The 17,381-nt window shown below is 70.3% G+C and carries 14 protein-coding genes and 1 tRNA gene; 10 read left to right on the top strand and 5 right to left on the bottom strand.

All coding sequences use genetic code 11. The features are described 5' to 3' along the window. Positions 1-19: 19 nt before the first annotated feature. Positions 20-1,519 carry a bifunctional 3-(3-hydroxy-phenyl)propionate/3-hydroxycinnamic acid hydroxylase gene (locus tag DL990_RS05185; protein WP_125798048.1) on the bottom strand — a complete coding sequence of 500 codons (1,500 nt, stop codon included), beginning with the start codon at positions 1,517-1,519 and terminating at the stop codon, positions 20-22. 174 nt (positions 1,520-1,693) lie between these two features. On the opposite strand from DL990_RS05185, the gene DL990_RS05180 reads away from it, so the two are divergent. The 5 genes from DL990_RS05180 to DL990_RS05160 all read left to right on the top strand — a co-directional run bounded on the left by DL990_RS05180 (position 1,694) and on the right by DL990_RS05160 (position 8,962). After that, positions 1,694-5,674, top strand: a complete 3,981-nt coding sequence (locus DL990_RS05180; protein WP_158632584.1) for an amino acid adenylation domain-containing protein — start codon at positions 1,694-1,696, stop codon at positions 5,672-5,674. Beyond that, positions 5,671-6,900 (top strand): cytochrome P450, encoded by a 1,230-nt coding sequence (locus DL990_RS05175; RefSeq protein ID WP_125787308.1) that lies wholly within the window; start codon positions 5,671-5,673, stop codon positions 6,898-6,900. The genes DL990_RS05180 and DL990_RS05175 overlap by 4 nt, the downstream gene beginning before the upstream one ends. Then, entirely contained in the window at positions 6,897-7,646 is a 750-nt protein-coding gene (fabG, locus tag DL990_RS05170) for a 3-oxoacyl-ACP reductase FabG (protein WP_125798046.1), read from the top strand. Before DL990_RS05175 ends, fabG begins: the two co-directional genes overlap by 4 nt. Before the next feature lie 39 nt (positions 7,647-7,685). After that, positions 7,686-8,126: a type II 3-dehydroquinate dehydratase gene (locus tag DL990_RS05165; protein ID WP_125798045.1), complete on the top strand. Its 441-nt coding sequence runs from the start codon at positions 7,686-7,688 to the stop codon at positions 8,124-8,126. A gap of 62 nt (positions 8,127-8,188) precedes the next feature. After that, entirely contained in the window at positions 8,189-8,962 is a 774-nt protein-coding gene (locus DL990_RS05160; protein ID WP_125798044.1) for a thioesterase II family protein, read from the top strand. 17 nt (positions 8,963-8,979) lie between these two features. Here the strand turns inward: DL990_RS05160 and DL990_RS05155 are convergent, their stop codons facing one another. The 3 genes from DL990_RS05155 to DL990_RS05145 all read right to left on the bottom strand — a co-directional run bounded on the left by DL990_RS05155 (position 8,980) and on the right by DL990_RS05145 (position 11,641). Beyond that, the gene (locus DL990_RS05155) at positions 8,980-10,203 is read right to left on the bottom strand and encodes a 3-deoxy-7-phosphoheptulonate synthase (RefSeq protein WP_125798043.1); all 1,224 of its coding nucleotides are present in this window, start codon (positions 10,201-10,203) and stop codon (positions 8,980-8,982) included. Beyond that, on the bottom strand, positions 10,200-11,252 hold the full coding sequence (locus tag DL990_RS05150) for a 3-dehydroquinate synthase (protein ID WP_125798042.1): 1,053 nt from the start codon (positions 11,250-11,252) through the stop codon (positions 10,200-10,202). The genes DL990_RS05155 and DL990_RS05150 overlap by 4 nt, the downstream gene beginning before the upstream one ends. Positions 11,253-11,565: 313 nt before the next feature. Continuing rightward, positions 11,566-11,641, bottom strand: a tRNA-Lys gene (locus tag DL990_RS05145). Between the two features lie 99 nt (positions 11,642-11,740). On the opposite strand from DL990_RS05145, the gene DL990_RS05140 reads away from it, so the two are divergent. From DL990_RS05140 to DL990_RS05130, 3 genes are all read left to right on the top strand, one after another. Continuing rightward, positions 11,741-12,280: a DinB family protein gene (locus DL990_RS05140; RefSeq protein ID WP_125798041.1), complete on the top strand. Its 540-nt coding sequence runs from the start codon at positions 11,741-11,743 to the stop codon at positions 12,278-12,280. A 25-nt stretch (positions 12,281-12,305) separates the two neighbouring features. Then, positions 12,306-13,679, top strand: a complete 1,374-nt coding sequence (gene pcaB, locus DL990_RS05135; RefSeq protein ID WP_125798040.1) for a 3-carboxy-cis,cis-muconate cycloisomerase — start codon at positions 12,306-12,308, stop codon at positions 13,677-13,679. Positions 13,680-13,761: 82 nt separating this feature from the next. Then, on the top strand, positions 13,762-14,757 hold the full coding sequence (locus DL990_RS05130; RefSeq protein WP_125798039.1) for a hypothetical protein: 996 nt from the start codon (positions 13,762-13,764) through the stop codon (positions 14,755-14,757). Between the two features lie 2 nt (positions 14,758-14,759). Here DL990_RS05130 and DL990_RS05125 read toward each other — a convergent pair whose 3' ends face one another. Next, complete coding sequence (locus DL990_RS05125; RefSeq protein WP_125798038.1) at positions 14,760-15,356, bottom strand: DUF4383 domain-containing protein; 597 nt, start codon at positions 15,354-15,356, stop codon at positions 14,760-14,762. Positions 15,357-15,487: 131 nt separating this feature from the next. Here DL990_RS05125 and DL990_RS05120 point away from each other — a divergent pair, with 131 nt between their 5' ends. Both DL990_RS05120 and DL990_RS05115 read left to right on the top strand, forming a co-directional pair. Next, positions 15,488-16,381, top strand: a complete 894-nt coding sequence (locus DL990_RS05120) for a hypothetical protein (protein ID WP_125798037.1) — start codon at positions 15,488-15,490, stop codon at positions 16,379-16,381. A 45-nt stretch (positions 16,382-16,426) separates the two neighbouring features. Then, positions 16,427-17,266, top strand: a complete 840-nt coding sequence (locus DL990_RS05115) for an oxygenase MpaB family protein (RefSeq protein WP_125798036.1) — start codon at positions 16,427-16,429, stop codon at positions 17,264-17,266. Positions 17,267-17,381 lie beyond the last annotated feature (115 nt).

Below are 17,381 nucleotides of genomic sequence, written 5' to 3'. Positions count from 1 at the left end.
GCACGGCGGCCGGGATCCCTCAGTCTGACGGGCGATGTGGCCGCAGCCGGTCGAGCAGACCGTCCACCAGCGCGCCGGTCGCGCCCGCGGCGACGGTGCCGTAGACGTGGTAGTCCGGCCTGATCAGCACGGACGCCGCGCCCCGGTCCCGCAGGTAGTCCAGGTACCCGCCGTCCTCCTGGTCGCCGGGTCCGAGATGGACGACGGTGGCGCCGAGCCCCGACAGTGAGGCGCGCTGAGTCGCGCTGACGGCGTCCGGCTCCTCGGTGGTGAGCAGCAGGAAACCCGACGCGATCAGGTCGTCGAACCGGCCGGTGACGATCACGTCGCCGCCGCCCGGCTGGAGGAATCCGGTGGCCAACGGTGTCGCTTCGGGTGGTGACGTCCGGCGGCCACCGCCATTGGCCCGGATCGCCGCGTCGCGGTCGGCGGCGGCGGCCGGGTCGGTCACGCAGATGACCCTGCCGAGTTTGACCGAGGCGAGGACGGCCGCCTTGGTGTGGCCTCGCCGCTCGAGCGTGTAAGTGTCGAGCAGCCGCTCGTCGGCCCGGCCGCCGAGCACCAGGTCCAGCTTCCACGCCAGGTTGCTGACGTCACGGATGCCCGAGCACATGCCCTGACCGGCGAACGGCGGCATCAGATGGGCGGCGTCCCCGGCGAGAAGAACCCGGCCCTGCCGCCACTGCTGGGCCCATCGGGCATGAGATCGGTACACCCCGCTCCGCAGCAGCTCCGCCGTTCGCGGCGTGACGCCGTGCGGCGCCAGCAGCCGCCACGCCGTCTCGGCGTTGTCCATTTCCGCCGCGGACTCCCCCGGCAGGCACATGAACTCCCAGCGTCTCCGGTCACGTCCGCTGCCCACCAGCGTCGTGGGCCGGGCCGGATCGCACAGCTGCAGGTTGGTCGGGACGAATTCGCGGGGCTCGTGCAGCCTGACGTCGCACAGCAGCCACTCGAAGGAGAACCCCAGATCGGTCATCGGCACGGCGGCCAGTTCGCGGACGACGCTGTTCGCCCCGTCGCAGCCGACCAGCCAGCCGGCTCGGAAGGTGTGGGTGGCACCGCTTTCGTCCTCGGCGCTCGCGGTGACGCCGTCGTCCGTCTGGCTGATGTCGACGACGGACAGGCCTCGCCGGACTTCGACCCCGGGTTCGGCCGCCAGCGCGGCGCCGGGCAGCCGCTCCAGCGCGGGCTGATGCATCGTGTTCGCGTCCGGCCACCCGTACCGGCCGACGTCGCTGAAGGAGATGTCCAGCAGAACCTGCCCATCGGTGCCGCGCCACTGGTAGCCGGTCGCGGGCACCGCTATGCCGGGCAGACCGGCGCCGACCCCCGCCGCCGCCAGCAGCCGGGCGGTCTCCCCGTCGAAGCTGGTGGCCCGGGGCAGCCCGAAGACCTCGCGATGCCGCTCGAGCACGATCACCCGGTGGCCCCGGCGGGCCAGCAGGCTCGCCAGCACGGCACCACTCGGACCGCAGCCGACCACCAGGACGTCGGCGCGAGAGGTCAAGAAAGCCATGTCTCGCGACCATACGCAGGCGGGCAGGCGTCACCATCGCTCGCGCTGACAGTGCGGGCGGGGAACCTCGTCCGCGCCGGCGACCACTGTCAACGCGAGGGATCCGCGGCGGCGGACCCCGCACCTAGCGTTGCCCTGCACACCGTCACGACGGCCTGGTTTGTGCCGGCGCCCATGATCACGGCCGCTCCGTCGGCCTCGATCGTCGAGCTGCATTGGAGATCACCGTTGCGGGGGCATGACCACTACGTCCGCCAGATCCTCGGCAGGCTCGACGCCGACCCTGCCGCCATTCCCGTCCGGCTCGGAGACGAGCCCTTCTCGGCTGAGCGGCTCGCCAGAGCGGTCCGCACGACCGCGGCGTCGCTGCGTTCGGCCGGTGTCGGACCTGGCACCTCGGTCGCCGTTCTGACCAGCCCCAACACGCCGTCCACCCTGGTCTACCGGTACGCGGTGAACCTCCTCGGCGCGACGGCGGTCCACATTCGCGGAATCAACGCCGCCGATCCCAGGGACGAGCTGGGTCCTCGCGTCCAGGCCGAGATTCTCGCCGACCTCCGGCCGAGTGTGCTGGCGGTCGACCAGGACAACCTCGACCGGGCGCGCGGGTTGCGTGCCGCGGCCGGATCGGCGTTCGCCCTCGCCGCCCCGGGTCCGTCCGGACCGGACGTGCTGGACATGACCCGGTCCCCGGAGACACCGTTCGACGACTCGACGGCCGAAGAGGCGGAGACCGCCGTGGTGACCTTCACCAGCGGCTCGTCGGGGCGGCCGAAGGGCGTCAGCTGGCCGTCCGCCGTCAAGAACGACATGGCCGCCGCCGGCTCCCGGCCCGCGGTCTGCCTGATCACCGGGTCGCTGACCCACTCCAGCGGTTTCTCCGCCGACGACGCGATCATCGCCGGTGGCAGCGTCGTGCTGCACCACGGATTCGACGCCGAGGCGGTGCTCCGGGCCGTCGAACGGCACCGCGTCACCCGGCTCGTCCTCGCTTCTCCGCAGGTATACGCCCTCACCGAGCACCGCGCGTTCGACGACTACGACCTCTCCAGCCTGCGTGAGGTGTTCTACACCGGGAGCCCCGCCGCGCCGGAACGGCTGGCGGCCGCCGCCAAATCACTGGGCCCGGTGCTGTTCCAGGTCTACGGGACGAGCGAGACCGGCATGATCAGCCTGCTCACCCCACAGGATCACCTCGACCCCGACCTGCGCCGCACGGTCGGCAGGCCACCGGCGAACGTCCGGGTCACCGTCCGTGATCCACAGGACCACGACCGGGTCCTCCCGCCGGGTGTCGCCGGCGAGATCTGCTCGTCCGGGCGCTGGGCGATGAGCCACTACTGGAACGACCCGGAACAGACCGTGCGGACGGTGCGCGACGGTTGGGTGCACACCGGCGACATCGGACGGCTCGACGAGTCGGGATACCTGACTCTCGAGGGGCGGCTCGACGGCGTCCTGAAGGGTGAAGGCGTCCGCGTCTACCCGGAGGCGGTCGAGCGCGTGCTCCTCGAACACGCCACCGTGGCACAGGCCGCGGTGTTCGGGATCGAGGACGAGGACCGGCTGGCGCTGGTCCACGCGGTGGTCACCCCGGCCTCCGGCTGCACGCCGCGACCGGCCGACCTGCGGGCGGAGGTGGCGGCCGCGCTCGGTGACCGCCACGCTCCGGTGGATATCGAGGTCAGACCCGAACTGCCCCTGCTGGGATCGGCGAAGCCGGATCGGAACCTGCTCCGGGAGCAGGCGCTGGCGGCGCGGTTCTGGCAGTCGTCGCTGGCCGGTGTCGACGGTGATTCCCTGCTCCGCGACAGGCTCGGCCGGCGTGGCGACGACACGGCCGCCGGACCGGCGCCCGTCCGGCGGATCCCGGAGTTCCCGGCCGCGGAGAACACGCTGCTCGGAGCCTGGGCGGTACTGCTGCACCTGCTGGGTGCCGGCTCTCCGGTGCTCTTCGGAACCGGGCCCCGGCCGCTGCTGGTGGCCGTCGCGCCGGGTGACGAGATCGGCACCGTCCTGGACCGGGTCGGGGACGCCGTGACCGCTTCGGGCGGGCACGCCGAGCTCGGACCGCGGGGGCGCGCCCTGCTCGACGCCGCGGCGGACGCGTCGTTCGACACCGCCGTCACCTTCACCCCCGCCGAGCCGCCCCGGCCCCGCACCGCCGAACTCAGGGTCGGCCACGACGCGGGCGAACTCGTCCTGACCCTGGTCACCGACCCGCGGCTCATCGGCACGGAAACCGCGGAGCGTCTGCTCGACATGGTCGTACGCCTGCTCCGTGAGTTCCGCGAGGCGCCCTGCCGACCGGTCGGCAGGCTGGACCTTCTCGACGCGGCCACTCGCCACCAGGTGCTCCGGAAGTGGAACGCGGTCCGGAACCCGCAGCCCTCCGCGACGCTGGGCAGGCTGTGGCAGCGCGCCGTCGACGAGCACGCCGGGCGACCGGCGGTGGACTCCGGCGGCGCCGTGACCTCGTACGCCGACCTCGACCGCCGTGCCGGACGGCTCGCGGCCGCCCTCGCCGAGGCGGGGGCGGCACCCGGCCGGATGGTGGCCCTCGTGCTGCCACGATCGCTGGACCTGATCACCGCACTCCTGGCGACGGTCCGGCTCGGCGCGGCGTTCGTCCCCGTCGATCCCGGCTATCCGCGGGAGCGGATCGCGGCCATGCTGGAAGACTGCGACCCGCTCGTCGTCTGCACCTCGGCGTCGGCCGATCTCCCGCTGACCCGTCCCTGGCCGCGCGTCCTCGTCGAGGATCCGGGGATCGGCGAACGGACGGACGGATTTCCGCGAGTCACCCCGAGACTGACCGATCCGGCGTACGTCATCTACACCTCCGGCACGACCGGCCGTCCGAAGGGCGTCACGGTCACCCACACCGGACTGGCGAACCTCGCCGCGACCAAGCGTGAAGGGCTGGGACTGGACAGCTCCTCCCGGTTGCTGCAATTCGCCTCGCCGAGCTTCGACGCGTTCGTCGCCGAACTGATGGGCGCGTTCACCGCGGGGGCGACGATCGTGGTGCCGCCGTCGGGGCCGCTCGCCGGGGAACCGCTGGCCGCGGCCCTGCTCGCGCGACGGATCACCCACGCCATTCTCCCGCCGGTGGCACTGTCCAGCATCGACCCCGTGGCCGTGCCCGCGCTCCGCGGCTTGATCAGCGCCGGCGAGGAATGCCCCGCCGAACTGGCCGCGCGGTGGTCCGAGAACCGCCGGATGGTGAACGCCTACGGGCCGACGGAGGTCACCGTCTGCGCCACTCAGAGCGAACCGCTCACGGGTGGCGGCCGCCCCCCGATCGGGCGCCCCGTCGCCGGTGCCCGCGTCTACGTCCTCGGTCCCGGGCTGCGGCCGGTGCCACCTGGCTTCCGCGGCGAGCTCTACGTCGCGGGGCATGGTGTCGCCCACGGTTACCTCAACCAGCCCGCGTTGACGGCCGAACGTTTCGTGGCCGACCCGTTCGGCCCGCCCGGCAGCCGGATGTACCGCACCGGCGACATCGCCTCCTGGCACGGCGACGGCGACCTGGACTTCCACGGCCGCGCCGACGACCAGGTCAAACTCCGTGGCTTCCGGATCGAACCCCGCGAGGTCGCGGCGGTACTCGAAGAACTGCCCACGGTCGCCCGCGCGGTGGCAGGCCTGCGCGAGGACGGTGACGGCCGCGTCCGGCTGGTCGCCTGGATCGTGGCCGCGGACGGGGAAGCGCCCGTCCGCGAGCAACTCCGCGAGCACGCCGCACACCGATTGCCGGACCATATGGTGCCGACCGGGTACGTCGTCGTCGAGGCCCTTCCCGTGACGCCGAACGGCAAGCTCGACCTTGCCGCGCTGCCCACGGTCGCCGAGCAGGAGAGTTCCCCGCCCGCGACGGCACAGCCCGCCCTGCGGACCCCGGCGGAACACGCGCTGGCCGCCATCTTCGAGGAGCTGCTCGGTGTCACCGACGCCGGTGTCGACTCCGACTTCTTCGCACTCGGTGGCGACAGCATGCTGGCGATCTCGCTGATCCGGCGCGCTCGCGAAGCGGGGCTGGCCGTCTCCCCCAAGGAGATCATCGGGAACCCCACGATCGGTGCCCTCGCCGCGATGGCCACCTCGCTGTCGTCCTCGACCGCCCAGACTCCTCACGTGGAAGGCCGCCGATGATCCGCCCCGTAGTCAACCCCGAGCTCCTCGATTCGCTCGACCTCGCCGACCCGGTGCTGCACGCCGAGAACGAACTCTCCGAGGTTTGGCGCCGTCTCCGCGAAGACCGTCCCCACTACTGGCATCCGGCGAAGGACGACCGCCCCGGCTTCTGGGTCTTCAGCCGCTACTCCGACACGATGGCGATCTACCGCGACAAGGAGCACTTCACCACCGAGGGCGGCAACATGCTGTCGACCCTGCTCACCGGCGGGGACTCCGCGTCCGGCTCGATGCTCGCGATGACCGACGGCGACAAGCACACCCAGCTGCGCAACGTGCTGAACGCGGCCTTCGCCCCCCGCAGGCTCAAGGCGATCCGCGAGGCGATCCGGCGGACGATCGACGACCTCATCAAGGCGGCGATCGACAAGGGCGAATGCGATTTCGTCCACGACGTCTCCGCGAACATCCCGCTGGGTGCCATCTGCGGGCTGATGGACGTGCCGGAGGCCGACCGCAGTTATCTGCTCGGACTCACCTCGCAGGCGTTCAGCTCCGACTACGCGGACGCCCCGCCAGAGGACAGCTGGCAGGCGAAGAGCGAGATTCTGCTCTACTTCGCCGACCTGGCACAAACCCGGCGCGGCAGCGACTCCGACGACGTGGTCAGCCTGCTGGCCAACTGCCAGGTCGGCGGTCAGCCGCTGAGCGATGCCGACCTGATGTCCAACTGCTACGGGCTGATCATCGGCGGCGACGAGACCGGCCGCCATGCCATCTCCGGCGGCATCCAGGCGCTGATCGAGCAGCCGGACCAGTGGCGCGCCCTCAAAGAGGGCACCGTCGGCCTCGACACCGCCGCCAACGAGGTCCTGCGCTGGACCGTTCCCGCGTTGCACAGCGGGCGCAAGGCCACCGGCGACACCACGGTCAACGGGCAGCCGGTCAAAAAGGGCGACATCGTCACCGTCTGGATCTCCTCGGCCAACCGCGATCCCGAGGTCTTCGCCGACCCGGACCGCTTCCTGCTCGATCGCAAGCCGAACAAGCACCTCACCTTCGCCTTCGGCTCGCATATCTGCCTGGGGCACACGCTGGCGCGCATCGAGGTGGAGGAGGTGCTCGACGCGCTGCGCACGCTCGTGTCGTCCGCCGAACAGACCGGGCCGGAGCGGTGGATCTACTCCAACGTCCTGAACGGCATGAGCTACCTGCCGGTCAAGCTGGCACCCGAGACGACGTGAACCGCGTCGCCATCGTCACCGGATCGGCAAGGGGCATCGGTGCCGCGGTGGCCGGACGGCTGCTCGAGGAGGGCATCGATGTCGCCGTCCTCGACATCGATCCGCCGGCCGCGGAGCGCGCGGTCGCCGGCTTCGACCGAGCGGGCGGCCGCGCCACGGCCGTCGCGGTCGACGTGAGCGACGCCGACTCGGTCCGCGAGGCGGTCGACGAGGTCGCCGACCGGCTCGGGCCGCCCGGCATCCTGGTCAACAACGCCGGTGTCACCAGGGACAGCCTGGTTTTCTCGCTCTCGCCCGCCGACTGGGACCTGGTCATCGACGTGAACCTGCGCGGCACGTTCCTGATGACGCAAGCGGTCACCGAACATATGGCCAAACTCGGCTGGGGCCGCGTGGTGAACCTGTCGAGCATCGCCGCGGTCGGCAACGCCGGGCAGGCCAACTACTCGGCGGCGAAGGCCGGGATCGAGGGCCTGACCAAGACGCTGGCCATGGAACTCGGTCCGCTGAACGTCACCGTCAACGCCGTGGCGCCCGGCTACGTGGCCACCGAGATGACCGCGGCACTGGCCGCGAAGGCCGGCCATACGGCCGAGGAGCACCAGGCACGGGTCGCCGCGACGATTCCGCTGCGCCGGGTCGGTCATCCGAAGGACATCGCCCACCTGGTGGCCTTCCTGGCGAGCGACCACGCGTCGTTCGTGTCCGGCCAGATCATCCACGTCGCCGGTGGGCCGGTCTGCTGACCAGCGTGTCCACCCTCGCATCAGGAAGGAACTCCTCCTGTGAAAACCGTGCTCCTGCTCAACGGGCCCAATCTCGGGATACTCGGCGACCGCGAACCGGAGATCTACGGCTACGACACCCTCGACGACATCGCGAAATTCGTCGCCGACGAAGTGGCCGACGCCGGTTGGCAGGTCGTCCCGGTTCAGGACGACCACGAAGGCGGCCTGGTCCAGGCGGTGCACGCGCACCGCAAATCGACCATCGGCGCGATCGTCAACCCCGGCGCGCTCATGATGGCCGGGTGGAGCCTGCGCGACGCGCTCGCCGCCTATCCCGCACCGTGGATCGAGGTGCACCTGAGCAACGTCTGGGCTCGTGAGCGCTTCCGCCACGAATCGATACTGGCCCCGCTGGCCAGCGGAGTCGTCGTGGGTCTCGGCGCGTTCGGCTACCGCCTGGCCGCCAGGGCGCTGTTGCAGCTGTGCGGCCACGAATGAACCACCAGGCCGTCACCAGCGGCCCGGGGCACTCACGACAGGACACCAGGGAGACACCCACGATGCCGGAGACCTCGGCGCGATTCCAGACGTGGCTGCGTCGCTTCAGCCCGTCAGGCGACGCGACGTCCACCCTGGTCTGCCTGCCCCACGCGGGCGGATCGGCCAGTTTCTTCTTCGCGCTCGCTCGAGCGTTGGCCCCGGAGATCGACGTACTGGCGGTCCAGTACCCGGGGCGGCAGGACCGCCGTCACGAGCCGAATATCGACAACCTCCCGGAACTGGCCGACCGGATCGTCGACGCGGTGCGACTCGTGGACGATCGGCCGTTCGCCCTCTTCGGGCACAGTATGGGCACGCTGCTGGCGTACGAGGTCGCCCTGCGGCTGGCCGCCGCCGGGTCGCCGACGCCGACCCACCTGTTCGCCTCGGGGCGCCGGGCGCCGTCCCGGCATCGGAACGACCGGTTGCACCTGTCCTCGGACGACGACATGCTCGCCCACATCCGGCGACTCGGCGGTCCCGGTTCGGCGCTGCTCGACGACCCGGAGATCCGGGCCATGGTCCTTCCCCTCCTCCGCAACGACTATCACGCGGTGGAGACCTACCGGCACGATCCGTCCGCCGTCCTCGACTGCCCGATCACCGTGCTCACCGGCGATCGCGACGCGCTGGTGACCATGGACGAGGCACACGCGTGGGCCCGGCACACGACCGGGCCCACCGAGGTCGTGACGTTGCCCGGCGGTCACTTTTACCTGGCCGACCGGAACGAGGAGGTCGTAGCGCTCCTTCGCCGGCGACTCTCGGCCATCACCGTGGACAAGACGCCGTAGCGGTCGAGTCCGGCCCGCTATGTCCTGGCCGCCGCGACCAGCTCCGCGACCGAGCAGGCGAGCCCCATCGCCTGCCTGGCGTTCAGGCGTGGATCGCAAGCGGTCTCGTACCGGTTCGGCAGATCCTCTTCCGCGACGGCCGGGACACGACTGAGACATTCCGTGACGTCATCGCCCGTCACCTCCACGTGGATGCCGCCGGGATGGGTGCCCAGCTGCCGGTGCACCTCGAAAAACCCGGTGATCTCGTCGACCATCCGATGCAGCCGGCGCGTCTTGTAGCCGTTCGCCGACAGGTAGGTGTTGCCGTGCATGGGGTCGCACTGCCAGATCACCTGTGACCCGGAGGCGGTGACCTTCTCCACGATCGGCGGCAGGACGTCACGGACCCTGCTGTGCCCCATCCGGCTGACCAGGGTGACTCGCCCCGGCTCACCGTGCGGGTCGAGCCGTCGCACGTATTCGACCGCCTGCTCGGGGGTCGTCGCCGGACCGATCTTGACGCCGATGGGGTTGGACAACAGTTCCGCGAACGCGAGATGGGCGCCGTCGAGCTGGCGGGTGCGCTCGCCGATCCACAGGAAGTGCCCTAGTCCGCTCGACACCCGAGGCTCCGGCCCGCTGGTGTCGGCCCACAGCTGCGACCGCTCGTAGTCCAGCAGGAGTGCCTCATGGCTGACGTAGGTTTCGTCGCCGTCCGTGCCGCCTCGACGGAAGTCACGGACGAGACCCATGGTTTCGACGGCGCAGGCGTGGGCTCGCAGCATCCGTTCGGGAGCGGGTGTCCTGGCCACGAGCGTGGATTCGGCCGAGTTGATCATGTCACCGCGGTAGACGGGCAGCCCCAGTGCGTCGACGGCTTGGGAGCGGGGCTTGGCATACTGTCCGGCCATTCGAGCGATCTTGACGACGGGCAATCCGGCCCGGTCGGCGAGCACCGCGGCCATCCGGTCCAGCGTCCGGAGATTGCCGCGCTGATGCGCTTCGGTGTTTCCGGCGAAAGTCTCCGCGCAGTCGCCTCCCTGCAGCAAGAACGCCTCGCCCCTGGCAACCGCGGCGAGCCGTCCTGCCAGCCGCGCGGTCTCGTCCGGCAGGACGATCGGCCCTGCCCGGCTCAGCGCGGCCACCGCGTCTCGTGCCCGGCGCGGATCGGGCCACTCCGGTTGCTGCGCCGCGGGCTTCCGCAACGCCGCCTCCAGCCGTCCGGCGAGAAAGCCTTCCAGCGGGGGAAAGTGCGTCATCGGCGAGCCCCACCGGACGAACCGACCAGGTCGGCCACGGGAGTTCGCGGCATCCGGGCCAGCTCGCTCGCGACCAGGTCCGGGGGGACGTCACTGACCAGCGCCGCACCCTCTGGTCCGTCCAGGACGAAGGTGAATCCCCGGACCGCCTTCTTGTCGTGTCGCATCAACCGCATCAGGGTGGCGGTATCGGCCTCGGACGGCAGCGCGTCGGGGAGTCCGTAATGCCGGACGACGTCGCGATGCTCCGCCACCCGGGTCTGCCCGATCCGGCCGAGAGCGCCGGCGAGCCGTCCCGCGAAGACCGTTCCGATGGCCACCGCCTCGCCGTGGCGCACGGCGTAGTCCGTGGCTCTCTCCACCGCATGGCCCAGCGTGTGGCCGTAGTTGAGCAGGTGCCGCGGTCCGGTGTCCCGCTCATCCGCCTCCACGATGCGGGCCTTGAGTGTCACGCTGGCGGTGATCTGTTCGACCAGGGTGAGCCCCCGCAGATCCGGTGCGCCGATGAAGTGGCAGCGGGCGATTTCGCCGAGGCCGCTCAGCATCTCCCGCCGCGGCAGGGTCGCCAGGTAGTCGGTGTCGCAGAGCACCGCGCTCGGCTGCCAATACGTACCGACCAGGTTCTTGCCGTCGGGCAGGTTCACCGCCGTCTTCCCGCCGACACTGGCGTCCACCTGTGCCAGCAGGGACGTCGGCAGATGGATCACCGGTACGCCCCGGTGGTACAGCGCGGCCGCCAGCCCGACCACGTCGGTGGTGGTGCCGCCGCCGCACGAGACGACCACGTCGGACCTGGTCAGACCGAACCGTGCGAACTCACCGCACAAGGCCTCCACCGTGCCGAGGGTCTTGTCATGCTCACCGTCGCGCGCGGGCAGCACCAGACTGGGTACCCCGGTGTCGGGCAACGACTTCCGTGGTCGAGCGGACACGACGACGGCCCGCTCAGCGCCCAGCCGCCTGATGACATCGGCGAGCGCCGTCCGCACGCCCGGGCCGATGATCACGTCATACGAATGGTCCCTCAGACGCAGAGAAACCGTGGTCATGTTGTCCCCTTAGGCCGCCGCGTAACGGGTTCCGCCCACCGCCTGATCAGTTTGCCGCCGCCGCTCCGCGCAGCCATCACCAACGTGAATAGTTCGGCCGGGCGGCCCGCCTCCGCGCGGCTCCGGGACACGATCGGACACACGAACGACAGCATCGGGAATGGCCGAGCCGGAACAGAACCAGAGCGGCCCCGCTGTCCGAAGGAGCTCAACTTCCCCTTGGCAGCACCAAAATCCGGGTACTGCCGAACGCGATGCCGGGGGGGTGAAAGATCATCAACCGCCCTGCTTTCGCAGGTCAGAAGCATGCTTTTGGTGGGCCGCCTGGGGCTCGAACCCAGAACCTACGGATTAAAAGTCCGCAGCTCTACCAATTGAGCTAACGGCCCGTGCGGCTGAGTCTAGTAGACCACCGCCGACCACCAGGATGGCGGGGCCGCCGCCGGAGCGCCACGGAATTGTCGGGGGTCTCTGCCAAGGTCGGGGGCATGGACACGATCCCTGACGAGAACTACTCGGCCACTTGGGAGGGCGACCGTTCGGAGCCTCCGCGGGTGGCGAGTGAGCGCGAGATCTTGACGTCCACGCTCGACTGGCATCGGCGCACGTTCGAGCTGAAGTGCCAGGGTCTGACGCCGCAGCAGATGGCCCTGCGGTCGGTGGAGCCGTCGAGCATGTCGCTGCACGGGCTGCTCAGGCACCTCACGGGCACCGAGCGCTGGTGGTTCCGCCTGCAGTTCGCGGGTGAGGACGTCCCGTTGCTCTATTACTCCGACGAGTGGCCGGAGCAGGACTTCGAGGACACGGATGGCGACGTCGAGGCCGCGTGGGCGGCTTGGCGTGAGGAGTGTGCGCGGTCGCGGGAGATCGTGGCGGCCGCGTCGCTTGACGACACGGGCACGAGCCGCCGCGACGGGGAGCCGTTCTCGCTGCGGTGGCTGCTGACGCATCACATCGCCGAGTACGCGCGCCACGCCGGGCACGCGGACCTGCTGCGCGAGCGCATCGACGGGAGGACGGGCCACTGAGACCTTGAAATGCGATGCTGGGGCGATGAACGCCGATCCCGACTCCGGCCTCTTGTCCCCGGTCCGTGCCGGCACGCCCGCCGAGGCGGCGACGGGTGATCTCGCCTGGGTACGGGCCCTTCTGGACACGGAGGCGGCGCTCGCCAGGGCGCAGGCCGGCACTGGGCTGATTCCGCAGGCCGCCGCGGAGGCGATCACCGAGGCCGCCGCGTCGGTCGAGATCGACGTGGTCGCGTTGGCGAGGGCGGCTCGTGAGACGGCGAACCCGGTCGTGGGGCTGATCAAGGAGCTGACCGAGGCGGCCGGGACGGAGTACGTGCATCGCGGCTCCACCAGCCAGGACATCTTCGACACCGCGATGATGCTGGTCGCCGCGCGGACCCGGGCGCTCATCACCGCGGACCTCGAGACGACCGCGAACGCGCTGGCGGATCTCGCCCGCGCGCATCGCGACACGATCATGGCCGGGCGCACCCTCACCGCACACGCGGTCCCGACCACGTTCGGGCTCAAGGCGGCGGGCTGGCGGCAGCTGACCCTCGACGCGCTCGACAGGCTGGACCGCGTCGTCCTGCCGGTCTCGCTCGGGGGTGCGGCGGGCACGAGGGCGGCGTACGCCGAGTACGCGCGGCTCGCCGAGCTGCCCGACGGCTATCCGCAGCGGCTTCAGACGGCGTTCGCCCAGGAGACCGGCCTCGCCGAGACCACGCTCCCCTGGCACACCCTCCGCACCCCGACGGCCGACCTCGCGGCCGCTCTCTCGTTCACCGCCGCCGCGCTCGGGAAGATCGCGGTCGACGTCCAGTTCCTGACGCGCACCGAGGTCGGGGAGGTCACCGAACCGGCGGGCGAGGGCCGTGGCGGTTCCTCGGCGATGCCGCACAAACGCAATCCGGTACTCGCGACGCTGATCCGTTCGGCCGCGTTACAGGTCCCGGTGCTGGCCACCGGTGTCACCCAGGCCCTCCTCTCCGAGGACGAACGGTCCGCGGGCGCGTGGCACGCCGAGTGGCAGCTGCTGCGCGAGTGCCTGCGCCTGACCGGCGGCGCCGCGCATACGGCGGCCGAACTCGCCCGCGGTCTGGTCGTCAACGACGAACGCATGCGCGAGAACCTCGCCTTCACGCACGGCCAGATCGTCTCCGAGCGGCTTTCGACCGTGCTTGCCCCGCTGCTCGGCAAGGCGCGGGCCAAGGAGGTCCTCGGCCGAGCGTCCAAGCTCGCGTTGGAGCAGGACAGGGCCCTCGGCGAGGTACTTTCCGACCTGCCGGAAATAACTGGAGCGCTCTCCGCGGAATCCCTCGCCGACCTGCTGGATCCCGCGAACTACACCGGTTCGGCCGGGGTGCTCACGGACGCCGCGCTGGAGGCCCGCGAAGAAAATCCGCGAACTCCTTGAACCGGTCCCGCGAGGGCTCCGTGTAGGGGGTACAAGCTCACCGCGCCAAGCCGCGGAACCCCTACGAACAAGGAGAAATCCCATGCTTCGCAAGCGTTTCGTCGTCGCAGCGGCGTCCGCGGCCGTGGGCCTGGTGGCGCTGTCGGCCTGCTCCGGCGGCACCGAGACGGCGGCGCCCGCGGTCGCTCCGGCCGCCGCGGTGGCCGGGGCCGGCGGGAATGCCCCGGCGGCCAAGGGCGAGACCAAGGTGGCCGTGGCCGAAGCCGGGAACCTCGGCCAGGTGCTCGTCGACAAGGACGGGTTCACCTTGTACCGCTTCGACAAGGACAGCGCGAAGCCGCCGAAGTCCACTTGCGACGGTGACTGCGCGAAGGCCTGGCCACCGGTGGTCGCCGAGGGCGACGTCCAGATCGAAGGCGTGGATCAGGCCCTGGTCGGCGAGCTGACCCGCGCCGACGGCCGCAAGCAGGTCACCGTCGGCGGCTGGGCGCTTTACCGCTACGCCAAAGACACCAAGGCGGGCGAGGCGAAGGGGCAGGGCGTCGGCAGCACCTGGTACGCCGCGAACGTCAAGGGCGGCAAGGCGGGCCAGGCGGCGAAGGAGGCCGAGGCGGCTCCGGCCGAGCAGAAGGCCGAACAAAAAGACGGCGCCACGAAGCTGGTCGCGAGCAACGTCGACGGCATCGGACCGGCCATTGTGGACCAGGAGGGTTTCACCCTCTACATGTTCACCAAGGACAAGAAGAACAAGCAGCCGACCTGCAACGGTGACTGCGCGAAGGCCTGGCCGCCGGTGCTCGCCGAGGGCGACGTCCAGCTCGAAGGCATCGACCAGAAGCTGCTCGGCACGGTGAAGCGCGCGGACGGCACCACGCAGGTCACCGTCGGCGGATGGGCCGTCTACCGCTACGCCAAGGACGCGAACGCCGGCGAGGCGAACGGTCACGGCGTCGGCGGCACCTGGTTCGTCATCGAGCCCGCGGGCTGCAAGAGCACCGCGCCGGTGAAGAACAAGGCGGCACAGAGCGGGAACGCCTCCGAGAAGAAGGAAGACGCTCCCGCCCAGTCCGGTTACTGAGACTAGTGGGCCATGCCCGGCGGTCGCTCTTCATGAGCGGCCGTCGGGTTTTTCTTGTGCTTCGGCCATCGCGAGCGGTCCGGATGGGATTCGACGACCGTGGCGCTGTCGGCCCGATCCGCCATCACTGTTTCGTCCTCGTCCTCCGGCAGCAGCACCTTGTGCCGCGCGGGCAGGAACGCGATCACCAGCCCGAGTGCGGCGAGGCCGAGGTGCAGCCAGTTGTCCGGCCCGTTGAGGTTGAACGGGTTCCCCGCCTGTGACACCGGGTTCGTGGAAACGGTGCCGGCGATCATGAGGCCCCAGACGAACAGCGCCCCGAAGGCGATGAAGGTCAGGAAACCGAAGGCCCGGGACCGGCCCGAGCCGAAGGTCAGCAGCAGACCGATCGCACCCAGCAGGACGAATCCGAGGTTGTAGAGCGGGTTCACCGAGAATCCGAGAACGGTCGCGTCGTGACGGCCGGCGAAATCGGCGAATCCGGTCCTGGTGAAGCCCACGATCCCGAACACCAGGAATGCCAGGCTCGCCAGCCCGGCGAGGACCTGGGCGGGTTGGAGTCCCGCCGTTCGGATCCGAGCGCGTTGTGCACGTGCCATTGCTCCGCCTCCCAGAGTTGGCGAATTGAATTCACGCTGGAGCCCGGATACCCCGAGGCCCTCCCGGGCAAACCGAGGCGGCCGAATGGCCTAGCCGTGAACACGAACGGGTGATGCGGGCAACAACTTGTGTGGGCAAAGCAAGCGGGGTCTTCCTCCTGGTGGGGCTGTGCCTGGGTGCGATCGTCGCGATGACGCTGGTTCCGCCGTCGCGTTCCGGCCCGGCGGCGATCGCGGCGTCGAGGGCCGCGGTGCTGACGATCGAGGCCGAAGCGGTGCCGGTCGAATCCCCGCCGCCCCCGTCCTCCTCGGCGGTGCCGGGGCCACCGCCGAAGACCGTCGACATCCAGGCCCTCGCGGACCTCGTCCCCGGCGGGCAGGTGAGCGCGGTCGTCTACGACCGCACGGCCGAGAAGACCGTGGTTTCCCTCAAATCCGAGCGTTCCTACACCTCGGCGTCGCTCGTCAAGCTCCTCATCGCACTGGAAGCGCTTCAAGCGGGCACACCGGCGAGCACCGTGCAGCGGATGCTCTCGGCCAGCGACGACGACATCGCCAGCAGGTTGTGGTCGGCCCACGGCGGGCCGGTCATCGTCACCCGATGGGTGGCGAAAATCGGCCTCGGCGGCACGCGTCCGCCCGAAGATCCCGGCCGCTGGGGTGACACCAGGATCACCGCCGCGGATGTCGTGAAGGTCTACCGCTACCTGCTGGACCAGGCGGGCGCGGGCACGCGGACGACGATCATGCGCGCGTTGAGCGGCGCGACCGAGAGCGGCTCCGACGGGATCCGGCAGTACTTCGGCATCCCCGACGGCGTCGGCGACCTTCCCTGGTCGATCAAGCAGGGCTGGGCGTGCTGCCGCGGTTCCCGGATCCTGCACAGCTCCGGCGTCGTCGGCGAAGAAGACCGCTACCTCGTCGTCGTACTGACTTCCCAACCGACGTCCACCACCTATTCCGGCGCCGGCAAGCGGGTGACCGACGTGGTGAAGGCACTGCTCCCCGCTATTGACGGCCTGTAAACAAGGTGGGACAGTGGCCGTACGCCACTCTTCCGGGAGGTCGTCATGAGCACCGAAGCCCGCCTGCCCGCCGTGACCCCGCTCGGCCCGGATTCCGTTGCCTGGCAAGTGGTCGGCGACCGGAGGCTGCTGCTCGGCGCGGGGACGGCGTTGCTGCTGCAGGTCGCGCATCCGGTGGTCGGCGCGGGCGTCCACGACCATTCGAACTACACCGAGGACCCGTGGGGCCGTCTCGACCGGACCATCGATTCCTTGCTGTGCCAGGTTTTCGGCGGCCGGGAAGCGATCGCGGAGGCCGAGCGGCTCCGCGAGATGCACAAGGCGATCAAGGGCGTCGACCACCACGGCGAGCGCTATCACGCGCTGAACCCCGAGGCCTACCGGTGGGTGCACGGATCGACGTTCTGGACGACCGTCCGCATGCACGAGGTCTTCGTCCATCCCTTGTCCCGCACGGAAAAACACCGTTTCTACGCGGAATGGCGACGGCTTGGCCTGCTGCTCGGCCTCCGTGCGCACCACATGCCGGAGGACCTCGAAGGATTCGAGGCCTACTTCGACGACGTCGTCGCGAACCGGCTCGAGGACAACCACACGGTCCGAGAACTGCTCCGCTCGATCACCATGCGAGACACCCCATCGCCGCCTTGGTGGTTCTTGCCTGAGGCCTTCTGGCGGCCCGTCCGGCCCGCGGGCGGGAACGTACTGACGCTGTGCGCGATCGGCTTGCTACCTCAGGCCCTTCGCGATCGCTTGGGTCTCAAGTGGACAGACCGCGACGAACGCCGGCTCCAACGGCTGGGCGCGGTCACGAGAGCGACCGGTAACCGGGTTCCCGACCGGCTTCGCTTGTATCCCAAGGCTTATCGCGCCAAGCGCGGCTAGCTGAGGGGTAACCGCAAAGGTGTCGGGTCGCGGAGATTCGCTCGCGGCCGCGGGGTGATCGGGTCGCGAAAGCAACTTTCGGGACATCAGGCGTTGCGAAAGCCACTTTCGCAAC

The sequence above is a fragment of the Amycolatopsis sp. WAC 01416 genome (assembly GCF_003947485.1).
In the GTDB taxonomy this organism is placed as follows: Bacteria; Actinomycetota; Actinomycetes; order Mycobacteriales; family Pseudonocardiaceae; genus Amycolatopsis.
The sequence above is the reverse complement of the archived record's forward strand: the minus strand, read 5'-3'. Positions and strand labels throughout refer to the sequence as shown.